This is a genomic window from Chitinophaga agri (genome assembly GCF_010093065.1).
Taxonomy (GTDB): domain Bacteria; phylum Bacteroidota; class Bacteroidia; order Chitinophagales; family Chitinophagaceae; genus Chitinophaga; species Chitinophaga agri.
Genome location: NZ_CP048113.1, coordinates 3652349 through 3674326, shown reverse-complemented (window position 1 = coordinate 3674326; position 21978 = coordinate 3652349). Strand labels below are relative to the sequence as shown.

General features: G+C 44.9%; 22 protein-coding genes. 19 read left to right on the top strand and 3 right to left on the bottom strand.

Translation table 11 applies throughout. The features are described from left to right. Positions 1-11: 11 nt before the first annotated feature. On the top strand, positions 12-1250 hold the full coding sequence (locus GWR21_RS14505; RefSeq protein WP_162332442.1) for an anthranilate synthase component I family protein: 1239 nt from the start codon (positions 12-14) through the stop codon (positions 1248-1250). On the opposite strand, the gene GWR21_RS14500 is transcribed toward GWR21_RS14505, so the two are convergent. Next, positions 1247-2194, bottom strand: coding sequence for a TIGR01777 family oxidoreductase (locus GWR21_RS14500; protein WP_162332441.1), 948 nt, complete (start codon positions 2192-2194; stop codon positions 1247-1249). The two genes, GWR21_RS14505 and GWR21_RS14500, sit on opposite strands and share 4 nt — an antisense overlap. Positions 2195-2403: 209 nt before the next feature. Here GWR21_RS14500 and GWR21_RS14495 point away from each other — a divergent pair, with 209 nt between their 5' ends. From GWR21_RS14495 to GWR21_RS31910, 11 genes are all read left to right on the top strand, one after another. Beyond that, positions 2404-3912: a hypothetical protein gene (locus GWR21_RS14495; RefSeq protein WP_162332440.1), complete on the top strand. Its 1509-nt coding sequence runs from the start codon at positions 2404-2406 to the stop codon at positions 3910-3912. Positions 3913-4815: 903 nt separating this feature from the next. Then, complete coding sequence (locus GWR21_RS31365) at positions 4816-5055, top strand: hypothetical protein (RefSeq protein ID WP_202929091.1); 240 nt, start codon at positions 4816-4818, stop codon at positions 5053-5055. Positions 5056-5143: 88 nt separating this feature from the next. Continuing rightward, positions 5144-5710 carry a hypothetical protein gene (locus GWR21_RS14485; RefSeq protein ID WP_162332439.1) on the top strand — a complete coding sequence of 189 codons (567 nt, stop codon included), beginning with the start codon at positions 5144-5146 and terminating at the stop codon, positions 5708-5710. A 20-nt stretch (positions 5711-5730) separates the two neighbouring features. After that, positions 5731-6366: a DNA-3-methyladenine glycosylase gene (locus GWR21_RS14480; protein ID WP_162332438.1), complete on the top strand. Its 636-nt coding sequence runs from the start codon at positions 5731-5733 to the stop codon at positions 6364-6366. 195 nt (positions 6367-6561) lie between these two features. Continuing rightward, the gene (locus tag GWR21_RS14475; RefSeq protein WP_162332437.1) at positions 6562-7149 is read left to right on the top strand and encodes a Crp/Fnr family transcriptional regulator; all 588 of its coding nucleotides are present in this window, start codon (positions 6562-6564) and stop codon (positions 7147-7149) included. A 20-nt stretch (positions 7150-7169) separates the two neighbouring features. Further along, positions 7170-7799, top strand: a complete 630-nt coding sequence (locus tag GWR21_RS14470) for a hypothetical protein (protein ID WP_162332436.1) — start codon at positions 7170-7172, stop codon at positions 7797-7799. A gap of 412 nt (positions 7800-8211) precedes the next feature. Beyond that, complete coding sequence (locus GWR21_RS14465) at positions 8212-9195, top strand: hypothetical protein (protein ID WP_162332435.1); 984 nt, start codon at positions 8212-8214, stop codon at positions 9193-9195. Positions 9196-9361: 166 nt separating this feature from the next. After that, positions 9362-10054 carry a phosphoribosylformylglycinamidine synthase subunit PurQ gene (gene purQ, locus GWR21_RS14460; RefSeq protein WP_162332434.1) on the top strand — a complete coding sequence of 231 codons (693 nt, stop codon included), beginning with the start codon at positions 9362-9364 and terminating at the stop codon, positions 10052-10054. Between the two features lie 68 nt (positions 10055-10122). Further along, a complete protein-coding gene (locus tag GWR21_RS14455) occupies positions 10123-10578 on the top strand; it encodes a protein-disulfide reductase DsbD domain-containing protein (protein ID WP_162332433.1) in 456 nt (151 codons plus the stop codon). A gap of 116 nt (positions 10579-10694) precedes the next feature. After that, positions 10695-12671 carry a protein-disulfide reductase DsbD family protein gene (locus GWR21_RS14450; RefSeq protein ID WP_162332432.1) on the top strand — a complete coding sequence of 659 codons (1977 nt, stop codon included), beginning with the start codon at positions 10695-10697 and terminating at the stop codon, positions 12669-12671. 232 nt (positions 12672-12903) lie between these two features. Then, positions 12904-13113, top strand: a complete 210-nt coding sequence (locus tag GWR21_RS31910) for a DUF6934 family protein (RefSeq protein ID WP_394367268.1) — start codon at positions 12904-12906, stop codon at positions 13111-13113. A 122-nt stretch (positions 13114-13235) separates the two neighbouring features. On the opposite strand, the gene hisS is transcribed toward GWR21_RS31910, so the two are convergent. Together hisS and GWR21_RS14440 are read right to left on the bottom strand one after the other, a co-directional pair. Further along, the gene (gene hisS, locus GWR21_RS14445; RefSeq protein WP_202929090.1) at positions 13236-14585 is read right to left on the bottom strand and encodes a histidine--tRNA ligase; all 1350 of its coding nucleotides are present in this window, start codon (positions 14583-14585) and stop codon (positions 13236-13238) included. Positions 14586-14612: 27 nt separating this feature from the next. Then, positions 14613-15050 carry a low molecular weight protein-tyrosine-phosphatase gene (locus GWR21_RS14440; RefSeq protein WP_162332431.1) on the bottom strand — a complete coding sequence of 146 codons (438 nt, stop codon included), beginning with the start codon at positions 15048-15050 and terminating at the stop codon, positions 14613-14615. A 686-nt stretch (positions 15051-15736) separates the two neighbouring features. Here GWR21_RS14440 and GWR21_RS14435 point away from each other — a divergent pair. The 7 genes from GWR21_RS14435 (at position 15737) to GWR21_RS14405 (ending at position 21972) form a co-directional block, all read left to right on the top strand. Beyond that, entirely contained in the window at positions 15737-16660 is a 924-nt protein-coding gene (locus GWR21_RS14435; protein ID WP_162332430.1) for a substrate-binding domain-containing protein, read from the top strand. Positions 16661-16698: 38 nt separating this feature from the next. After that, positions 16699-18414: a tetratricopeptide repeat protein gene (locus GWR21_RS14430; RefSeq protein ID WP_162332429.1), complete on the top strand. Its 1716-nt coding sequence runs from the start codon at positions 16699-16701 to the stop codon at positions 18412-18414. A 163-nt stretch (positions 18415-18577) separates the two neighbouring features. Then, on the top strand, positions 18578-18970 hold the full coding sequence (locus tag GWR21_RS14425; RefSeq protein WP_162332428.1) for an NADH-quinone oxidoreductase subunit A: 393 nt from the start codon (positions 18578-18580) through the stop codon (positions 18968-18970). Positions 18971-19069: 99 nt separating this feature from the next. Beyond that, entirely contained in the window at positions 19070-19633 is a 564-nt protein-coding gene (locus GWR21_RS14420; RefSeq protein ID WP_162332427.1) for an NADH-quinone oxidoreductase subunit B, read from the top strand. Between the two features lie 74 nt (positions 19634-19707). Then, on the top strand, positions 19708-20229 hold the full coding sequence (locus GWR21_RS14415; RefSeq protein ID WP_162332426.1) for an NADH-quinone oxidoreductase subunit C: 522 nt from the start codon (positions 19708-19710) through the stop codon (positions 20227-20229). An 18-nt stretch (positions 20230-20247) separates the two neighbouring features. Next, complete coding sequence (locus GWR21_RS14410) at positions 20248-21462, top strand: NADH-quinone oxidoreductase subunit D (protein ID WP_162332425.1); 1215 nt, start codon at positions 20248-20250, stop codon at positions 21460-21462. A gap of 24 nt (positions 21463-21486) precedes the next feature. Then, positions 21487-21972, top strand: a complete 486-nt coding sequence (locus GWR21_RS14405; RefSeq protein WP_162332424.1) for an NADH-quinone oxidoreductase subunit NuoE family protein — start codon at positions 21487-21489, stop codon at positions 21970-21972. Positions 21973-21978: the final 6 nt, after the last annotated feature.

Sequence of the window (21978 nt, the reverse complement as noted above, 5' to 3'; positions counted from 1 at the left end):
TTAAACAGCAGATGTTGAACTGGAGCAGCCAGTTTGGCATCTGCTGTTTTTTGGATAATAACAATTACGCTTCCATCTATCACCAAAACGAAGCTATTCTGGCCGCCGACGCGCTGGACAGTCTTTCCTGTCAGGCCGGTAACGCCTTTTCCTCCCTGCTGCAATATCATCAGACCCATAAAGACTGGCTCTTCGGCCACCTGGCCTATGATCTGAAAAACGAAACCTTTCCCGGCCTCTCTTCCCATAATAAAGACGGTATAGGCTTTCCTGATCTTTTCTTTTTCCGCCCGCGTATCATCCTGCTGCTTAGCACCTATGAAGTACGGATAGGCGGCTGGGAAATGGACGAAAACGCTGCCAGGGATATTTTTGCACAATGCGCTGCTATGTCGCCGCACGACTTACAGCATACACAGAAAGGTACTATTCAGTCACCTCTTGATAAACAACAGTATATAGATGCAGTAAAAGGCTTGCAGGATCATATACACCGTGGTGACTGCTATGAAGTGAATTTCTGCCGGGAGAACTTTATCGAAGATATTATCCTGGATCCGCTCTCACTTTTCCAGCGGCTGAACAGCGTATCCCCTTCACCGTTTGCCGCCTATTACCGTACCAATGATCTCTATATGGCCTGTTCCAGTCCGGAACGCTTTATGCAGAAACATGGAGAGGTAGTGATCTCACAGCCTATCAAAGGCACTATCAGGAGAGCAGATGATCCGGTCGCTGACGAAGAACGCCGGATCGAGCTACAACAGAACAAAAAAGAAAGAGCCGAAAATGTAATGGTCGTAGACCTGGTAAGGAATGATCTCTCCCATACGGCGACGCGCGGTAGTGTGGAGGTAACTGAATTGTTTGGTATTTATTCTTTCGCGCAGGTACACCATATGATCTCTACGGTAAAGGCTATCCCGGCCCCCGGTGTACCTTTTACAAAAGTGATCAGTCAGGCCTATCCGATGGGGTCCATGACTGGTGCACCTAAACTGAGTGTGCTGCAACTGATAGAGCAATATGAGCGATCCCGCAGGGGATTGTTCTCCGGTGCATTGGGATATATAACGCCTGACGGAGACTTTGATTTTAACGTTGTGATCCGCAGTATGCTGTACAATGCCGCCCGGAAATACCTTTCCTTCACCACCGGCTCGGCGATCACTTACTATGCAGACCCTGTAAAAGAATGGGAAGAATGCCTCTTAAAAGCAGAGGCAATGAAAAAGATCCTGGAAGGTTAATTCCTATTCCCCCGCTGATTTTCCTTTTCCTGGAAGATCTTCTCCATCGCACTACGTATATCCGGATAAGAGAAGACAAACCCTGTTTCCTGGATCTTCGCGGACGACATCCGGCAGCTTTTCAGTACCTCTACACTCATTTCGCCTAAGGCCAGTTTAAGGGCAAATGAAGGCACATGTACGGGAATGAAGCTCTTACCCTTCGCTTCCTGCGCCATGGTCATTACCAGCTCCTTATGCTGCACAGGATGGGGTGCTACGGCATTGTAAATACCTTCGAGGTCATGGTTAACAATGGCACTCAGGTAAATACGCGCCAGATCATGTATATGTATCCAGCTGATATATTGTTCCCCGTTACCAAGAATGGTGGCAAACCCGAACTGTAACGGTTTATAAAATTCTTTTAACGCCCCTCCCTCCAGACTGAGTGCAATACCCGTCCGCAGGATCACTACCTTTTTATTGAGCTCCCGCATCTTCAGCACAGCATTCTCCCAGGCCACACAGGTAACTCCGAGAAAGTCGTCTGATGGTGGGTCGGCTTCCGTAAAGGCATGGCCACTCTTATAAGCGCCATAATAGCCACCTCCTGAAGAGCTGATGATTTTTTTAACTTTATTAGGATGCTTTTCCAGGGCTTTGTAAAGCAGGGCGGCGCTGTGGGTCCTACTGTTGGCAATCTCTTTTTTACGGGCAGCCGTCCAGCGTTTATCGGCTACATTGGCGCCTGCCAGGTGAACAATGTAGTCGGCCTGTTGTATAGCTGCTTCATCAATTTCCTGCCTGTTCACGTCCCAATGAGCATAGCTGACCAGCTCATTACTACTATCCTGTCCGCTTTTGCGGCTGAGAATAATTACCCTGTAACCCACCTCTGTAAGCAGTTTCGTAAGTGCCCGGCCCACGAGACCCGTGCCGCCGGTAATTAAGACCGTATCCATAATCGTAAAATTACATCATTCAGGGCTAGAAATTACGAATTGAAGGTGATGAATTGCCGCAGTCCCGCTTATTCGTACGCCCTAAATACGTATTTTAGTGTGAGCATTCAGAATGCTCCACGTTTTCCCGCTGGTGTTTCACAATGAATCATAGCTTTTTACCGTTAAATCAATAACCTGAACTTGCAACCTTTTAAATAACATACATAATGCGCATTCTATATCTCTATGCTTTACTGGTTTTATGGAGTGGGGCTGTCATGGCTCAGAAGATCACCTATACAGACCTGGAAAGGGACGATTACAAAAGCACGGAATTCGAGATCATCGGGAAGGTATCCGGCAATATCATGGTATATAAAAGTGACAGAGGTAGCTATGCCATATCTATCTACGATAATGCCATGCAACTGAAGAACAGGGTGGAACTGGACTTCCTGCCCAAAAAGCTGATCAGCGTGGACTTTATCAATTACCCAGATAAAGTCTTCATGATATACCAGTTCCAGAATAAGAACGCCGTATACAGCTTCTGCGCTACGATGGATGGCACGGCCAATTTTACCGGCGCCCCTATCATGGTGGACTCTACCCGTATCGGCTATTATACAAAGGATAATAAAGTGTATTCTGTTGAATATTCGGAAGATAAAAACCGTATCATGGTCTACAAGATCAACCAGGATAAGGAAAATGATAATGTATTCTACACTTTCCTGTATGACAGCGCCTTCCAGTTGATCAACAACAGCCGCGTTTCCCTGCCAATGGAGACGAAGAAGTCATTCCTCAGCAACTTTAATCTGACGAATGAAGGCGATCTGCTCTTTAATAAACTGGAACGTACCAGTAACCGGGACTATATCATCAGTGGTAGCCTGATCATCAAACGTGCTGTTGTCGATTCCTTCGAAACGGTACCTATGCAGATCAAAACCCAGCTGCTCGACGAGGTGAAGATGAAAGTGGACAACAACAACAAAAATGTCCTGATAACCGCTTTCTACTATAAACAGAAAAGGGGCAATGTAGAAGGATTGTATGTCTCTAAATACAACTACGTTAACCGCCAGCCACTTTTCGAAAAAGAAGTCGCCTTTACGCCTGAGCTGAAAGCGAATGCGAAAGGCGAATCCTCTACTAACGCGGCATTTAATGACTACTTTATCCGTAAGATCATTAATACCAAAGATGGTGGCTTCCTGGTAACAGCAGAGTCTTATTACACAACCTCCCGTACACAGCCATGGAACCGCTGGAATTATATGTACGGTCCTTATGGTATGTATACGCCGTATTACTATTCACCGTATTCTCCTTTCTATTATAACCCATGGTATAATAACTATAACTCACAGGACCGTTATCACTACGATAACGTAGCTGTATTATCCATGGACCCGGAAGGTAATCTGCTGTGGAGCAACTTTGTACATAAAAGCCAGTACGATGACGGTTCTGACCTGTATCTTTCCTATATGATGGTCAATATAGGTAGCGAACTCCGCTTCCTGTATAATGAACTGGACAGACGTAGCTTTATGCTCACCGACAACAGTGTAGCGCCTGATGGAAAAAGCAGCCGTAAGCCTACCCTGCGCAACCTGGACGGCCGCTTCACCTGGATGCCACGCTATGGTAAACAGATCAGTGCACGTTCTGTCTTGATCCCCTGCATCAACAGAAACTATATCTGTTTTGCCAAGATCGATTTCTAAAGCATCGGTATACTGATAACTAATTAACGGGAGGTAACAGGTCGTTACCTCCCGTTTCTTTTGCGGTAATACAATTAAAAGTCCTATGCGTATACATGCAAAGACAAATGCTTTTATCAACAAATCTGTCATTGTCACTTCCTTAAGTAATGTAATGACATTGTTTCAGGATATACAGACTGCCTGTACGCAACACATCCTCAACAAAGAGATCTCCCTTTTTTACACTGGACTGAACTGGTTTTGATAAAGCTACTGTTACATCTATAGAAGTGTATAAGAGCTATAATAAAGCGGAATCGAGTGTGCCGGCTTACCCGCTTGTGATCTCATCTCCCGGTAATCAGTATACAATATCGCACAGTTTCCGCTGCCGGGTACTGTAGGAACGAAAGACAAATCATATAGACTGTAACGGCCTTTCCAAAAACATATTCCTTTACAGCTACGCAACTGGCCGGGATGAATAATGTATCGCTTGGCGCTGTGGCCGTAAATGATTATTTTCTCTTCAATCGGCAGTAGTACCAATCTGGCGTATCATCTGAAACTGCCAGTGGAAAATGCATTGGTAAAGAAGAATAAAAAAGGAGAATGGAAACCGTTGCCTGGCCCTGACTGCTTATGATCTCTTCAATGATCCTGCTACATTGCTGACTGCAAAAGAAGAGGTGAAGCATAGACAGGGTCCATCCTTTAAATACGAGGCGATGTTAGGTAACAGACTGGGCTACCAGTGCATAAGGCGCTGGCCAAGAAAGGTAAAGATGGTAGGGAGCAGCCATTACCGGGAACAAAATACTTTGTACCGGGTAGTATCCTGCAGGTAGTGTTTGACAGTACGAGGCAGGCGGCCTGGGGAATGCCGGCGGCAGGAGACGTGAATTTTGATAATAGTCCGGTATGCAGGCTGGACAGCAATGCTGCGGAAAAAGGGTGCATGCCCGGGCCTGGTTCACGACCGATAAGCCTTTACGCAGTAGGTGGGCGTGGGGACAGTCTTATCTGAAGGATGGTGTAGCGGCCTTTGAGGCGCCGGTAGGAAAGGGGATGCTATATGCTTTTGGCCCGGAAATAACTTTTCGTGCACAGCCACATGGCGCTTTTAAGCTCCTGTTCAATGGTTTGTATGGTATGAAATAAAATATCCTGAAAGAATGAAAAGAACCGCCTCATGATATATGGGGCGGTTGTTTTACTTTAGTACTTTAGAAGAATAATTAGCGTTCATATGGAAGAATTTTATGATGTAGCCTCAGAGAAATACAAGAAGTATTTATTGCAGGTTGTCTATAACGATGAGACTTATTATACTGTTTCCGGATCGGAGGGGTCCGAAGATGAAACATTAAGACTGCTGACAGATGGGGCAGGTAACATCTGCCTGTATCCGGATCTGCCTTCTCTCCGCAAGGGAATTGCTGAAGGTGTGATCACTTTTGATACGGCTAATCTGCAGGCATGGGGAAAAGATATCAACGAAACAGATACAGCCTATACAGGGGTGGACTTTTCGTCTCTGATGTCGGAACAGCTGGAAGCAGACGATGATCCATTACTGTATGAGATCTATGGTGCGCTGGGTATAGTGACTGACTATGCTGAGCAGCAGCAGGATGCTGCATTGTTGTCCCTGCTGGATACGCCTATTGTAAAAGAGTATATGGATATCTGTGCAGATCTCTTCCTCTGGTCATCAGACACTGATTCTTTCAGAGAAGATTTTGATTTCGGAACTTTCGTACCGGTATTGGGTCAGATCTACACGCTACTTACCCCCCGTCTGAGAGTTGTTTAAAGGAAACAGACAGATCGAATTTGCATACCACTGCTTATCAGAAACTGACATCTGGTTTTTATGACCGTCCGGATGTATTGACTATTGCCCGTGAATTGCTGGGAAAGATCATCGTGACCAGCTTTGACGGAGAGCTGACGACTGCCCGTATAGTGGAAACAGAAGCCTATGCCGGCGTGACCGACAGGGCCTCCCATTCATACGGAGGCAGGCGTACGGCAAGAACGGAAATTATGTACCGGGAGGCCGGTACGGCCTATGTATACCTATGCTATGGTATCCATCAGTTATTTAACATTGTTACCAATAAGATAGATATCCCACATGCCATCCTGATCCGGGGAGCCGAACCTATTACAGGCGTACCTGTGATGTTACGCCGTACCCGGAAGAAAATAGCTGATTTTACATTAACCAGAGGACCGGGCAATGTGTCAAAAGCATTGGGTATAACGTTGGCACATACTGGTGAGTCGTTGCTGAGAGAAGATTTTTATGTAGCGTCTGACGGCTTTGTGCCGGTACCTGAAGACATTATTGCCACGCCCAGGATAGGGGTGGACTATGCAGGCGATGATGCCCTGCTGCCTTACCGTTTTATTGTCCGCAATAACAAATATGTCAGTGGAAACACTGTACAGAATAAGGTCCGCTGATTTTACCATGCTATCCCTTACTATACAGCATACCGGCGCAATAATGAATTAACTTTGAGCGATCAATTTATCAAGGGGTTTAAGGATAATCCGATGAAAAATATCCTTGAAAGAGATTTTTCCAGGGTGAGCATGGCCATTCGCCGGATCGATCATCACAGGAGATTATCAAGGACAGGATAAAAAGAAAAAGTAATGACAGAACTGGAATTGCTGGAAAAGACACTGACTGTTTTTGCATCAATGGATGCAAAAGAGTTCACAAAGTCTTTGCCTTACTGGCAACTAAGGACGTATAGAAAGGGCGAATTCTATAATGAGTATAAAAATGTATGTAAACACCTCGGATTTATTATCAATGGTGTATTCAGGACGTATCATGCCAGTACAGAAACAGGGGAAGAGAAAAACCTGCTTTTTTTTACAGATAAGCAATTCCTGGCATCCTATAAAAGCTTTCTGACGCAAACGCCCTGTAACTATTATACTGAATCACTGGTAGATTCCGCTATTCTGTATATACATATTGATGACCTGAACAGGCTATATGCATCATCTCATCAGTGGGAGCGATTCGGCAGGTTTATCGCCGAGCTGGCATTTAATGAGGTCATGGACCATACAGAAGACATGATGTTTAAGACACCGGAACAACGTTATCAGCAGTTGCTGGAAAGACATCCTGATATTTTTAATAGTGTGCCTTTGTATCATATTGCCTCCTATCTGGGTATTCAGGGTCCATCATTGAGCCGCATCCGGAAGCGTATTTCAGGTAAATAATACCATATCGCATATTCAGCATGAAAAGAAATCTATGCCACCTGCTTTGGGCAGCCCTGATCATAAGTATCAGCGGACTGACCAGTTGCCGCCAGCAGGACACACCTTCTGCAAAAGCTTATTTTAAGGGGACTGTCAGTCCTGCACTCAATCAGCAGGTACTGGAAGAACGGGTCCATGACTTTTTTGACTGGTATACTGACCATGTGGATTCACTGGTAAATATCCAGCTGGTAGACAATTCAGGCGTGGAAGACACCGGATTATACAGGGTAAATTTTGATAGTACCAATGCCTATCTGCGGATCTTATCGGCCGCCGGCATTTTTACCCACGGCTATATTGAGGATAAAGATGCCTATTTCCATCTCTGTGATGCGAAGATCCGCCAGGATAGTATGCGCACAGAAACGCCGTATGGCTTTGATGCCGACTTCATCCTGCTGAGTCAGGAGTACGAGGAGGATATTTCCAATTTCAGCGAAGCGATTTTCAGTAATTATGCTGAGACCGAAAACGGGGCGTCTATTGATGTCACGATCGTTTACACCCTCCGGATCGATTTTGTGATCCAGGGAGACAGATTGCTGATTGATAAAATAGATGTGGTAACACCTGAAGAGGATACGGTCACAGCTGGTGAGCTGTAAAGTGATGCAGGGACTAGTCAGGTACTCATTTGGTATTATTCAGGTAAGCTTTCACCTCCGTTTCTCCTCCGTTTTAAAACGGAGGAGAAACGGAGGTGAAAGCTTACCTGAATAATACCTGACCGAGTGAAAACTAATCCGGTATCAGCGGAAAGTATCCGCCACGGATCGTCGGTGAACCGGTTGTAGCCTGTGTACCTGACTGGCGTCCCATGTACCTGACCAAATGAAGCCGGTAGCCAGGCGTAGCTGGATTGTATACTTACTTAAGTAAGTTGGTGTTTAAGTCGTTGATATGGAAGAAAATGAATGAAAACGGTATAACTATGTATGGTTTTCATAATATTTTGATTTTCTCCTGCTTTAAAATACCTTTGGAACGCTTTCAAAAGTTGAAAAGAGAAATCATATTGTGGTAAAGTTTTTCCGCTCAGGCAACCCACTTACTGTAGTGTTGCTGTTGATATATACGATCCTGGTAAAATTCTATTACCTGATTCATCCATCTTCCTATCTGGCTGATGGAAATGAAGGGTTGCTGTATGATTTACTTGTCCGGTGGATGAGTATGGTATTTGGCAAGAGCCCTTTTCTGTTCACTTCGCTGGCGGTGCTGCTGTTGTTATTGCAGGCATTGCTGCTGACCAAGATCGTCAATCACCAGCGTCTGTTTGCGAAGACAAACTATCTGCCGGCGATGGCATATATGTTGTTCACCTCGCTGTATGAAGGGTGGAACGTATTTTCGCCGGGCTTGCTGGTCAACCTGGTGATGTTATGGGTGATTTCCAATATTACCCTGTTGTACACCCGTACCTCTGCCAGGGACGTGGTATTCAATATTGGGTTTGCGCTGGGTGTGTGTGGGTTGTTTTATTTCCCCGCTACTATTTTCTGTCTGCTCTTATGGCTCAGCCTCCTGATCATGCGTCCTTTCCGTCTGGCGGAATGGATTATTGCACTGCTGGGACTGATCTGTCCGATATATCTGCTTAGTACTTACCTGTTCCTGAGTGATCAGTGGGCATTATTCGCCCGTATTCCCCGGATAGGCATAGAGGTGCCTATGATCGGTCACTACAAGGTTTGGGGAGCGATGGCAGTGAGCATATTCTTCTTCATTCTAGGATGGCTGCTGTTACAGCGTACCCTCAAAAAGATGCTGATCCAGGGTCGTAAGATCTGGAGTGTGCTGGCGGTATATGTATTTGTTGCGATGATGGTGCCGCTGTTCAACGTACATTTTTCACCGGCTTACTGGATACTGGCTATTTTGCCGCTTTCGTTGTTCGTGGCAAATGCCTATTGGTCTATTGTGAACAACACGGTGGCCAATATTGTCCACATCCTGACGCTGGCTTATGTGATTGTAATGCAGTTCTTTAGCCGGAATTAGCACTGTAAGGTTGGATTTGTTAAAACGGGATGAGCGGCTATGGAAATGTGCGGGCGGCGTAGTAATTTTGTACCTTTTCCGGTAATTTAGATCAATGGTACAACAGCTATTATGCACTGGTTACCGGGAGATAGCTTTTTAGACCGTAACATTCAATAAGTTAAACATGAAATTTGGTGTTGTCACCTTTCCTGGCTCAAACTGTGATCATGACGTGATCGACGCCCTGCGCAACGATCTCGGACAGGAGGTCATAGAGTTGTGGCATAAGGACGAAGACCTTAGCCAGTTCAGTACGGAAGACTGTATTGTGTTGCCGGGTGGCTTTTCTTACGGAGACTATCTGCGTACCGGTGCTATCGCACGCTTTAGTCCGATGATGCGGAGTGTGATAGAATTTGCCGGTAAAGGTGGTCGTGTAATAGGAGTATGTAATGGTTTCCAGATCCTGTGTGAGGCGGGTTTATTGCCAGGTGCCTTATTGCAGAACGGACATCAGCAGTTTGTATGTAAGAACGTATACCTGAAAAGTGAAAATACATCTGCATCGCTCACTAAAGATGTGGCTGGCCGCGCTTTAATGATCCCTGTCGCACACGGAGAAGGTCGTTATTATGCCGACGAAGCTACACTGGAAAGTCTTTTTGCCAATAACCAGGTATTGTTCCGTTATTGTGATGAATTCGGTAATATTGTTGAAGACGCTAATCCTAACGGGGCGGCCCGTAATATTGCCGGCATCTGTAACAAACAGCGCAATGTATTTGGTTTGATGCCACACCCTGAGCGTGCGACGAACGCCGTACTGGGTAATACAGATGGCCAGCTGATTTTCCAGAGCCTTATCAATAACAACTAGTATAAGCGTGGAGAGCACGCCTAATTTTTAATTAAGCCAACCAACCAGTTAAAAAAACAAATCTAAGTATGAGAAAATTATTGACAGCAGTTATTCTGTTTGCGCTGCCGCTACTGGCAAGTGCACAGATAGAAAACCCGGTAAAATGGGATTTTACCGCTAAGAAGATCGACGCAACTACCTATGAACTGCATATGACAGCTACAGTAGAGAGCAACTGGCACCTGTACGCACAGGAAGCTGGTGAGGGGCCGGTACCTACCACTTTTAAACTGACTAAAAACCCACTGGTAACACCGGTAGGTAAGATCCGTGAAGTGGGCAAACTGCATAAGGCATTTGATAAAAACTTCGATTCCGAACTGAAATATTACGAAAATCAGGTTGACTTCGTGCAGAAAGTGACCGTGAAAGGTAAAGCGGCTACTAAAGTAAAAGGTAGCGTTGAATTTATGGTGTGTGATGATCACCAGTGTCTGCCACCGAAAGAAGTGGAGTTCGCAATCAGTGTAGGAGGAAAATAAGTTATCAAGATACAACGATGGACCAACCATCAGGTAAACAGCGTTTGTGAACGAGTTCCCAGGGGAACTCGTTCACTGTTTAGAATGGTTGAAAGTCTTTAAAGCCTATTAGTTATATGAAGCAATTGCTGACGTTCATTATCCTTATTACCTCCGTATTTGCCGTGAAAGCGCAGGACAGTACTGCACAGGCGCCAGCGGCAAAATGGGAATATACCGCGGAGAAAAAGGGTGAACAGGAATATATTTTACATCTGAAGGGTACCATAGAGAAAGGTTGGAAGTTATTTTCAACTACCATGAAAGATGATGATCCGAATACGCGTGTAACAGTGGACAGTGCTGCTACCATCACTGGCATTACGGAGGAGGGAGAGCTGAAGAAAGCGCCTGAGCCGTTATTAGATAATATTGAGATCAAATACTTTGAAAATCAGGTGACACTGCAGGTAGCGGTGAAACTGAACGGACCGGCAAACAAACTGGAAGGTGCTGTGAATTACATGGCGTTGAAAGGAGAAGAAGTGACAGGACCGGACGAAGTTAAATTCCGTTTCAACATTGATGCGTCAGGTAATATCGTGAATGTGGCTGCTGGTTTACAGGAGTCTGCTACTGGTGGTCAGACACTGAAACGTGCTGCGATCGATATGGCGAATCCGCTGAGCAATTGCGGTGGCGAAGGGGCGCCAGTTAAAAAGAGCTTATGGGGTATTTTTGTATTAGGTATGCTCGGTGGCTTTATCGCCCTGGTCACACCATGTGTGTTCCCGCTGATCCCACTCACCGTATCGTTCTTTACGAAGAAGTCGCAGGATAAGAAAACAGGGATAAAGAATGCCGTACTTTACGGTTTCTTCATTCTGCTGATCTATGTGTTACTGAGTGTGCCGTTCCATCTGGTGGATTCACTTGATCCTGAGATCCTGAATAACATATCGACCAACGTATGGTTAAACCTGATCTTTTTTGTGATCTTCATCGTGTTTGCTATTTCGTTCTTCGGATATTTCGAAATCACTTTACCAAGTGGTCTGGCTAGTAAAGTAGATTCCAAATCCGGTGTAGGAGGTATCATTGGTATTTTCTTCATGGCGTTAACGCTGGCACTGGTATCCTTCTCCTGTACAGGTCCAATCCTGGGTTCACTGCTGGTAGGTTCCATCTCTACAGATGGTGGCCCGATGCAGTTAACAGCAGGTATGGCAGGTTTCGGATTTGCCCTGGCATTACCTTTCGCATTGTTTGCGATGTTCCCGAACCTGCTGAAATCACTGCCGAAATCCGGAGGCTGGTTAAGTTCAGTGAAAGTAGTACTTGGCTTCATCGAGATCGCTATGGCGATCAAGTTCCTGTCAAATGCTGACCTGGTAACACACTGGGGACTGGTAAAACGTGAGGTGTTCTTCGCAGTATGGATCATCTGCGGATTCCTGATCGTATTGTACCTGCTGGGTAAGATTCGTTTCCCGCATGATTCTCCGCTGAAAAAGATCAGTACGACCCGTTGGGTATTTGCCGCTATATTCCTGGCCATCACCATCTATCTGCTGCCAGGTGTAACGAATACGAAATATGCCAACCGTAAACTGATCAGCGGTTTCCCGCCGCCATTAAACTATAGTATCTATAAAGGTGCAGGCGGTGTAGAGGCAAATGTCGTGAATGACTATGAAGCGGCGCTGAAACTGGCGAAGGAACAAAACAAACCCATTCTGATCGATTTCACCGGATGGGCATGTGTGAACTGTCGTAAGATGGAAGAGAACGTATGGCCTGACGAGAGAGTGAAGACACTGATAGAGGGAGATTATATTTTGGTGTCATTGTATGTGGATGACAGGAAATTATTACCGGAAGATCAGCAGTTCCTTTTTACCACCAATACAGGTCGTAAGAAAGAGATCAAATCCATCGGTGATAAATATGCTACCATGCAGACCGAGAATTTCGCCATCAATGCACAGCCTTATTATGTGCTGATCAGCCCAGATGAAAAACTCCTGACTAAACCTGTGGCATATACGCCCAATGCAGCGGAGTATGAGAGCTGGCTGAAATGTGGATTGGAAGCGTTTAAGAAGAATAAATAGTTAGTAAGTATATTTATTTTAAAAGGCTGTTCGCTTAAATGCGGACAGCTTTTTTATTTATATTCTTGTTGTGTGATCTGCACGTTGTTAACCGGTTACAACGATATCTATGCGTGTTTCTTCAGAGCGTAGGTATACAATTCTGAAATACTCATTCTGCGATTGCCTTTCAATACATGCTGCAAAAACTGCGGCAGTGGTTAGTATTTGTTAATCTTGAAAATTGAATGGAATGAATAATTCGCAGGATGTTTATTATGTTCAGGAGAAGAGTTACCCTGAAGACAGAATTCTATTTTATTTTGTTAGCAAAGGAAAACAAGACATCATTAAGTTCGTATTGTATAACTATGTGGAGCAGTTCAATAGTAGGCCTCTTTTTAATCTCGGATTTGGAGATTTTGATACAGAAACAGGTATGCTGTCAGATAAAGGAATATAAACTAAAAGGGCAACAGTAGTTATTTAATGATGTTGAATTTTATCAATTTAGTCATCACAGACTGTATAAAAAAAGCGGATGTGCACTATGCACATCCGCTTTTTACATGTATTTGAACGAGACTAAAACTGATAATTCACCAGCTCCGTCATCTTCACTTTATCCTGTTGACCCGTCACCATATTTTTCACACTCACCACACCTTCCTGTACTTCACTCTCTCCCATGATGATCACATAAGGAATGTTACGTTTATTCGCATATTTCATTTGCTTATCCATTTTAGATGGCTCGTGGAAAAGCTCAGAAGAAATACCTTTTGCACGCAGCTGCATCAGCAGTTTAAATGCCACGCCAGCAGTAGCCTGATCAAGGTTGAAGAATAACACTTGTGTGCCCTGTTGTGCGGTAGCTGGGAACAGTTGCAGTTCTTCCAGTACATCATAGATCCGGTCAACACCGAAGGAGATACCTACACCAGAGAGACCAGGCAGGCCAAACAGACCGGTCAGATCATCATAGCGGCCGCCGCCACCGATACTACCCATTTTAACAGTTTCAGGCGCTTTGACTTCTACGATCATACCTGTGTAGTAGTTTAGGCCACGCGCCAGTGTAACGTCGAGAATCGGAGTAGATTTAAATGCGTCGGGTTGCGTGTGCAGTACATAAGATAGTTCCTCGATGCCTTTCAGACCTGTAGGAGAGTCTTTAAAGAGTACGCTTAACTGTTGCAGTTTCTCTTCATTGCTACCGCTGATATTGAGGAAGTTCTCAATTTTCGCGATCTCTGTTTCATTCAGACCACGTTCCTGTAGTTCCTGTCTAACACCCTCTATACCGATCTTATCAAGTTTATCGATGGAGATGGTAATATCGGTAAGCAGTTCGGGTTGTCCTACGACATCAGCCAGGGCGCCGAGTATTTTACGGTTGTTGATACGTACTTCATAGCCTTCCATTCCGAGTTTGGTGAACACGGTATCGTAGATAAGTAGCAGTTCGATCTCATTCAGCAGGGAGTTACTGCCAACAACATCCGCATCGCACTGATAGAACTCACGGTAACGTCCTTTGGCTGGGCGGTCGCCACGCCATACCGGTTGCATCTGATAGCGTTTGAAAGGCAATGCCAGTTCGTGCTGGTTCATGACCACATATCTGGCGAAAGGAATGGTGAGGTCGTAGCGCAGGGCTTTTTCACAGAGTAGGATGCCCAGTTCGCGGCTATCCTTTGCCTGTTGCGCGCGTCCGAGGATGTCGCCATTGTCGAGGATCTTGAATATAAGTTTATCACCTTCTTCACCGTATTTACCAGTAAGTGTGTCCATGTTTTCCATGGTAGGTGTTTCCAGCGGCTGGAAGCCAAACAGTTCAAACGTTTCCCGGATGGTCTGGAAAATGTACTGCCGCTTTCTGACTACAACGGGTCCGAAATCGCGGGTACCTTTTGGTATACTGGGTTTTATCATTATTATTCAGTTATGCTTATTGAGTAATTATTTTTTTCCTGCGACTATTTTTTCACAGGCGTCATAAATCATTGTGTATACAGGCGAGAACAGGGCATCGTCAAACCACGGGTCGGGTACCGGTTGCTGATCGTCCAGCAGCAGCTGCACCTTTGCTTTATCAGCGTCTGTTCTTGCCTTCAGAATAATATCGCGGTAATTATTTCCGTCCATGGCGAAGATGCGGTCAAACCTGTCAAAATCGGCCGTCTCGAACTGACGGCCACGTAACCCGGAGATATCGATGCCATTGCGTCGCGCCACGGTTACAGAGCGGCGATCGGGGGGATCACCTACGTGCCAGTTGCCAGTGCCGGCGGAATCTACTTCCCAGTTCAGTCCCTGCTGTACTGCCAGATGCCTTAGAATACCTTCTGCCAGGGGCGAGCGGCAAATATTGCCCAGGCATACCATCAATATTTTCATAATTTCCGCAAACCTACAAGATTTTAACATTATTTTATCCTGCGGGTTTAAATCAGCAAATATCCTGTGTTGGCCATTATGAGCCGAAAATAAGGCACCGGCATGTTATGGAAATTTCCTGTTTTTGCATCTATATAGTAGGAATGAATAATACTATACCCTCTTTTTTATGCGTATATATTGACATGATAATCTACGACATAGCACAGAGAGAAATGGTATTTAACATGTCTTTAACAAGTTCCTGATTAATTAGATGTAGATTGAATATGAAAAAATGTGTGTATAGCCGACGTTTATAAAAGCTGCCGCAGTGGCTGGTTTGGTGTAATGAATAAAGGTCTGCAATCGGATTTTTTTAACAATCATCTAAAAGAACAGGTAATTATTTGGAAATATTTTTTTGTATACTTGTAATTCGCTAACAATGCTAATGCAACAAGAAAGATCTGGAAACACGCGAACTGGAATGAATTATCGTTCGCTCGGGGAATTGATAAGGGGTATATTTTTTGTACTCTTTGGTCTGTATGCAATATTTGCGCAGAAATATAACCTGGGGGAATTCCAAGTTTCTCAAACTGTACTGAATATTTTGGGCGGTGTACTAATTGCGTACGGCCTTTTCCGTGTATATAGAGGAGTAAGGTATCTATTTCATCATAAGGGTTAAAAGAGAGGAGTATATGTTTACCAGATTAATCAGGCATGGCCGGGTAGCTACTATCCTGTTAGCAGCAACAGCTTTACTGGTCTCTTGCGGACAGGCCAACAAGTCCGGAGAAGAGCGGGATACGCCAACTTCAGGTACGATCAGAATAAGCGTGGATGAAACCTATCGTCCATTGATGGAAGCAGAGATCAAGGTTTTCGAATCTTTGTACAAGAAAGCGCATATCATTGCTGAATACAAACCAGAAGCGGACTGCTTCAGGGATCTGTTGGCTGACAGCTCAAGGCTGATCTTTGTAACAAGGGATTTCAGTGAGGAAGAGAGGGGATATTTTAAAGAACAGAAGATCACGCCACAAAGTCTCCTGCTGGCATGGGACGGGGTAGCGTTGATTACTAGTCACAGTAATCCGGATACCATACTCACTATGGACCAGGTGCGGAAAATTATGGACGGCTCCGATTCCACGGTGAAACGTCAGATAGTTTTCGATAATCAGAATTCAAGTACAGTAAGATATGTCCGCGATTCGATCAACAAGGGGAAGCCGTTGCCTAAAGATGTGATGGCTGCAAAAACAAATCCTGAAGTGGTTGATTATGTGGCTAAAATGAAAAATTCGATTGGTGTTATAGGAGTAAGCTGGATCTCCGATCCAAATGATTCTACTTCTATAGAATTTACGAATAAAGTGGCAGTGGTAAAGGTGAGGGCAGATTATGGTTCAGAATTTGTAAAACCATATCAGGCATACATCGCTCTTGGCTCCTATCCCCTCAAACGTGGTTTATTCTTTTGTCTGAAAGAACCATACGGAGGATTGGGATCAGGGTTCGCCACTTTCCTGGGAAGTTATGAAGGACAGATGATCATTTCAAAATTCAGACTGTTCCCTGCGAGATTGAATGTGGTATTCAGGGAAGCGAACATTAGGTAAAAAAACTAACACAACTAAAATTTAAAACCGGATTGCTCATGAACAGACGGAAAAGTTTAATTGTTGCAATGCTGTGCGTCGCGAACGGCGCAATGGCCCAATCTGTGGAAGATGGATTGAAAGACCTGTATTATGGCAAATATGAAACCGCCAAACAGAATCTGGAGAAAGTTATTGCAGCTAAACCTACAGAAGACAAAGCATACTATTATCTGGGTATTGCACAGTTAGGAATGCATGATGACGCCGGTGCCGCTGCTACTTTTACAAAAGGACTGCAGGCAGTACCGACTTCTGCGCTCCTGCAGGCAGGTATGGGCCGCATTGACCTGATGAAGGGTGATGCTGCTGCAGCAAAACAGAAATTTGAAGCTGCCAGCACAGCTACTGAAGGCCGTGATGGCGATGTAGCGCGTGCTATCGCTGACGCTAACAGCGAAATCAAAGGTGGCGACCGCGGTTATTCACTGACAGTAATGGAAAAATTACTGAATAATGAAGGCCGTAAGAAAAAACAGATCTATAATCCAATTGCTGCCGATTATATCGAATTAGGTGACGCTTACCGTTTCCTGGGTGGTGAAAATGGTGGTAAAGCCATCACCTCCTACGATAAAGCCCTGGAACTGGATGCTAACAACGCGGAAGCAGTACTGAAACAAGGTCTGGTGAACTACAACGCAAAACTGTTACAGGATGCGGTAAACGACTGGACGAAGGCTACCAACATGGATCCTAACTATGGTCCTGCTTACTACGAACTGTATCAGTTCTATATTACTCCGACCAAAGCACAGTTCTCTCTGGAAAACGCGGCCAAATACCTGGAGAAATATATGTCAGTGATCGGTGAAGGTGCCGGTAAACTGGAAAACGAGTACAACCTGGCAGCTATCTCCTTCTACAAGAAAGACTACGATGCAGCTATCAGCAAAGCCAAATCTGTATTGCCTCAGACCAACGAAACCAATAAAGGTAAATTCGTTCGCCTGCTGACAGATGCTTATCTGCAGAAAGGTGACACCACTACCGGCAGACAGGTTATCGAAGAGTACGTAAAGGCTGTAGGCGATGCTAAATTGCAGCCTAACGACTATAAACTGCTGAGCGCTATCTACCAGCAGCATGTAACTGACTCAGCACAGGAAGCCGTAAATGACTCTCTGGCAGGTATGTATATGGAAAAATATGCACTGGCTGATACTGCTAAAGATGCTGAAAAATACAGAAGCGTAGCGGAGAACTTCAAATCTATGCACGATTTCAAACGTTCAGCTGAATGGTATGGCAGACTGGTAAATGACTTCACTGACGAACAGAACACTGGTAAAGTACAGGATATGTTCTTCAAAGGTACCATGGAGATCTACGCTCGTCAGTACGATGCAGCAGATTCTACCTGGGGAGCATTTGCAGCCAAATACCCAAACAACGAGCACTTAGGTATCTACTGGAGAGGTCGTGCTAACATGGCCAAAGATCCGGAAGCTAAGGAAGGTCTTGCTGTTCCATATTTCCAGAAATTCTTTGAGATCAAAGGTGATGAGAAAACTAAACCAGCTCAGCTGATGTTCCCTTATCAGTACATGATGATCTACTACTATAACAAAGATGATAAGGACAATATGAAAATATGGATGGATAAAGTACTGGCTATCGATCCAAATAACGCAACTGTGAAGGCTATTCAGGAAAATCTGGATAATAAGAACAAAGCAGCAGCAGCTAAACCAGCTCAGGGTAACAAAAGATAATTACTCAGAACGTATATAAAAAGCCTCCTGTCACCTGACAGGAGGCTTTTTTATTGCCGGTTGGTGAAAAAAGATAATATTTTAATCGCTCATAAGATTTGATTTTAACTTTAGTTAGCCTAAATTTGCCGTATTTGGAGAACTTTTTTATCCAGGGAAGCTTATGTTTACAGACACAGTACTATTGTCAGCAACTACTCCTTTCAGCTACTTTCCTATCGTTATGCAGCTGGTGGCGGCGCTTGGCTTTGTTGGAATTACCATGATCGCTACGCACTTTTTAGGTCCAAAGCGTAAAACAAGCGACAAACTTGCTACCTTTGAAAGTGGTATCGAGCAAAAAGGTAATGCAAGACAGCCCGTAGCCATTAAATATTTTCTTACCGCTATTTTATTTGTGCTTTTCGATGTGGAAGTGATCTTCTTCTATCCTTATGCAGTGAATTTCAAGCAGCTGCAGTGGGATGGTTTCTACGCCATGTTGATTTTCGTAGCATTCTTTTTGTGCGGTTTTATTTATATCCTGAAGAAGGGTGCGCTGAAATGGGAAGACTGATTTTTATATAAAATATTGCAGAAAAGGTTGCCTATGGCTTGGCAATCTGTGTGCGTTTAGGTCAAATCTGATATTTGGAAACTTTAAATCTGACATGGTATGGCACGTCCGGTTCAGTATAATGAAAAAGTGAAGACGGTAGAAGTACCTGGTGGGTACTCTGGCGAAGGTTTTTTTGCTACGACTTTTGATCAGGTGATCGGTCTGGCCCGTAAGAATTCCATCTGGCCGCTGCCATTCGCCACATCCTGCTGTGGTATCGAATTTATGGCGACCATGGCATCTACTTATGATATGGCGCGTTTCGGTTCTGAGAGAATGGCTTTCACTCCACGTCAATGTGATTTATTAATGGTAATGGGTACCATCTCCAAGAAAATGGCTCCCGTATTACGTCAGGTATACCTGCAGATGGCTGAACCCCGCTGGGTAGTGGCTGTGGGTGCCTGCGCCAGCAGTGGTGGTGTATTTGATACCTACTCCGTTTTACAAGGTATTGACCAGGTGATCCCTGTAGATGTATATGTACCAGGATGCCCTCCGCGTCCGGAAGCTATCATCGACGGATTCATGCGCGTACAGGACCTGGTAGGTCAGGAAAGCCTGCGTCGCCGTCATAGCGATAAATACAAGGAATTACTGAACTCTTACGGTATCCAGTAATTCACGGCACTATACCAGTAGATAGGGTCAAATCCACAACAAGTCAAATCTGAAATCGAAAATCTGAAATCGTAATGTCTTTGACAAACGACTATATAAAGCAAAGGTTAACAGAAAAGTTTGGTGAATCAATCAGCCAGGTGGAAGAATCCTTTGGGACAATGTCATTTACGGCACCCAAAGACCTGAACCTGAAAGTAATGCAGTTCCTGTACGATGATGAGGAGCTGCAATTTCGTTTTTTAACGGACCTTACTGCCGTACATTATCCCAACAGGACCGGCGAGGAACTTGCAGTAGTATATCACCTGTACAATTTCAAAGAGCGGGTAAGACTGCGTTTTAAAGTGTACACCAGCATTGAGGATACCCGCGTATTCACAGCTACCCGGCTGTTCGAATCAGCCAACTGGATGGAAAGGGAAACATACGACTTCTTTGGGGTGAACTTTGTAGGTCATCCTAACCTGAAACGTATCCTGAACGTGGACGAAATGACCTATTTCCCCATGCGTAAGGAATTTCCGCTGGAAGATCAGACCCGTACCGATAAGGACGACGAAATGTTCGGCCGCGGTGGGCATATTGGCATTTAATAATTTATACGTTTGAACATGTCAGAGCAACATATTACACTGCCGGAAGGCTCTATCGAAAGGCAGACGCAAACCCTTAACCTGGGACCTACGCACCCCGCTACTCACGGGGTATTTCAGAATATTCTGGAAATAGATGGTGAACGTATCGTGAGTTCAGAATCAACTGTAGGGTATATCCACCGTGCATTTGAGAAGATCGCAGAACGTCGTCCCTACTACCAGATCACTCCTTTAACAGACCGTCTGAACTATTGTTCGTCGCCTATTAATAACATGGGATGGCACATGACGGTAGAAAGACTGCTGGGCATTAAAACGCCTAAACGTGTTGACTACCTCCGTATCATTATCATGGAACTGGCCCGTATCACCGATCACCTCATCTGTAATGGTGTGGTAGGCGTGGATAGTGGCGCCTTTACCGGTTTCCTTTACCTCATGAAATACCGTGAACTGGTATATGAGATCTATGAGGAAATATGCGGTTCACGTCTTACGACCAACATCGGTCGTGTAGGTGGCTTTGAAAGGAACTTCACACCAGCTGCTTTCGAGAAGATCGAACGTTTCCTGGCCGAATATCCGGTGGCTCTGAAAGAGTTTGAAACACTCATGAACCGTAACCGTATCTTCATGGAAAGGACACAGGGTGTAGGTCCAATCACTGCGGAAAGAGCTATCAACTACGGTTTCACCGGTCCAAACCTGCGTGCTGCAGGCGTAGACTATGACGTACGCGTGGCGCAACCTTACTGCTCTTACGAAGACTTCGAATTCACTATCCCTGTAGGCACTACCGGCGACTGTTACGACCGCTTCCTGGTACGTAATGCCGAAATGTGGGAAAGCCTGAGCATTATCCGCCAGGCAATGGATAAACTGAAAGATCTGCCTTCAGATATATACCATGCAGATGTACCTGCTTACTACCTGCCTGAAAAGAGCGCTGTATATACCAAAATGGAAGCGCTTATCTACCACTTCAAGATTATAATGGGTGAATCTGATATCCTGCCGGGCGAACTGTACAATCCTGTAGAAGGCGCCAACGGGGAACTGGGATTCTATCTCATCAGTGATGGTGGCCGTAGCCCTTACAGGCTGCACTTCCGTCGCCCATGTTTCATATACTACCAGGCTTACGCAGAACTGATCAAAGGCGCTATGCTGAGTGATGCGGTGATCTGTATGAGTAGCCTGAATCTGATCGCAGGTGAACTGGATGCTTAATTTTTAATTTTTTCTTTCATAGTTATGTTTTCTGAAGAGAAGCTGAATAAAGTAAAAGAGATCATCGCCCGTTATCCGGCAGGCAAACAAAAAAGTGCGCTGATTCCGGTGCTGCATCTGGCACAGGAAGAATTTGGCGGATGGCTTAGTTCGGAGACTATGGATTATGTAGCATCCCTGCTGCAGATCACTCCGATCGAAGTATACGAGGTGGCTACTTTTTACTCGATGTATAACCTGAAGCCTGTAGGTAAGTACGTATTCGAAGTATGCCAGACAGGCCCGTGCATGCTGCGTGGCTCAGACAACATCATTGACTATATTAAAAAGAAACTGGACATCGGCGTAGGTGAAACTACTACAGATGGACTGTTCACCCTCAAAACAGTAGAGTGCCTGGGCGCCTGCGGATACGCTCCGATGATGCAGCTGGGTAAACACTACCGTGAGCACCTGACCCCTGAAAAGGTAGATGCTATCATTGAGGAATGCAGGAGTAAAGCAAACTAAAACTTT

What these genes read in the sequence shown, in the direction of transcription:
- GWR21_RS14505 (WP_162332442.1), top strand. Translation starts at nt 12, where the DNA reads ATGTTGAACTGGAGCAGCCAGTTTGGCATCTGCTGTTTTTTGGATAAT.
- GWR21_RS14500 (WP_162332441.1), bottom strand. Translation starts at nt 2,194, where the DNA reads ATGGATACGGTCTTAATTACCGGCGGCACGGGTCTCGTGGGCCGGGCA.
- GWR21_RS14495 (WP_162332440.1), top strand. Translation starts at nt 2,404, where the DNA reads ATGCGCATTCTATATCTCTATGCTTTACTGGTTTTATGGAGTGGGGCT.
- GWR21_RS31365 (WP_202929091.1), top strand. Translation starts at nt 4,816, where the DNA reads ATGCAGGCTGGACAGCAATGCTGCGGAAAAAGGGTGCATGCCCGGGCC.
- GWR21_RS14485 (WP_162332439.1), top strand. Translation starts at nt 5,144, where the DNA reads ATGGAAGAATTTTATGATGTAGCCTCAGAGAAATACAAGAAGTATTTA.
- GWR21_RS14475 (WP_162332437.1), top strand. Translation starts at nt 6,562, where the DNA reads ATGACAGAACTGGAATTGCTGGAAAAGACACTGACTGTTTTTGCATCA.
- GWR21_RS14470 (WP_162332436.1), top strand. Translation starts at nt 7,170, where the DNA reads ATGAAAAGAAATCTATGCCACCTGCTTTGGGCAGCCCTGATCATAAGT.
- purQ (WP_162332434.1), top strand. Translation starts at nt 9,362, where the DNA reads ATGAAATTTGGTGTTGTCACCTTTCCTGGCTCAAACTGTGATCATGAC.
- GWR21_RS14455 (WP_162332433.1), top strand. Translation starts at nt 10,123, where the DNA reads ATGAGAAAATTATTGACAGCAGTTATTCTGTTTGCGCTGCCGCTACTG.
- GWR21_RS14450 (WP_162332432.1), top strand. Translation starts at nt 10,695, where the DNA reads ATGAAGCAATTGCTGACGTTCATTATCCTTATTACCTCCGTATTTGCC.
- GWR21_RS31910 (WP_394367268.1), top strand. Translation starts at nt 12,904, where the DNA reads ATGAATAATTCGCAGGATGTTTATTATGTTCAGGAGAAGAGTTACCCT.
- hisS (WP_202929090.1), bottom strand. Translation starts at nt 14,585, where the DNA reads ATGATAAAACCCAGTATACCAAAAGGTACCCGCGATTTCGGACCCGTT.
- GWR21_RS14440 (WP_162332431.1), bottom strand. Translation starts at nt 15,050, where the DNA reads ATGAAAATATTGATGGTATGCCTGGGCAATATTTGCCGCTCGCCCCTG.
- GWR21_RS14435 (WP_162332430.1), top strand. Translation starts at nt 15,737, where the DNA reads ATGTTTACCAGATTAATCAGGCATGGCCGGGTAGCTACTATCCTGTTA.
- GWR21_RS14430 (WP_162332429.1), top strand. Translation starts at nt 16,699, where the DNA reads ATGAACAGACGGAAAAGTTTAATTGTTGCAATGCTGTGCGTCGCGAAC.
- GWR21_RS14425 (WP_162332428.1), top strand. Translation starts at nt 18,578, where the DNA reads ATGTTTACAGACACAGTACTATTGTCAGCAACTACTCCTTTCAGCTAC.
- GWR21_RS14420 (WP_162332427.1), top strand. Translation starts at nt 19,070, where the DNA reads ATGGCACGTCCGGTTCAGTATAATGAAAAAGTGAAGACGGTAGAAGTA.
- GWR21_RS14415 (WP_162332426.1), top strand. Translation starts at nt 19,708, where the DNA reads ATGTCTTTGACAAACGACTATATAAAGCAAAGGTTAACAGAAAAGTTT.
- GWR21_RS14410 (WP_162332425.1), top strand. Translation starts at nt 20,248, where the DNA reads ATGTCAGAGCAACATATTACACTGCCGGAAGGCTCTATCGAAAGGCAG.
- GWR21_RS14405 (WP_162332424.1), top strand. Translation starts at nt 21,487, where the DNA reads ATGTTTTCTGAAGAGAAGCTGAATAAAGTAAAAGAGATCATCGCCCGT.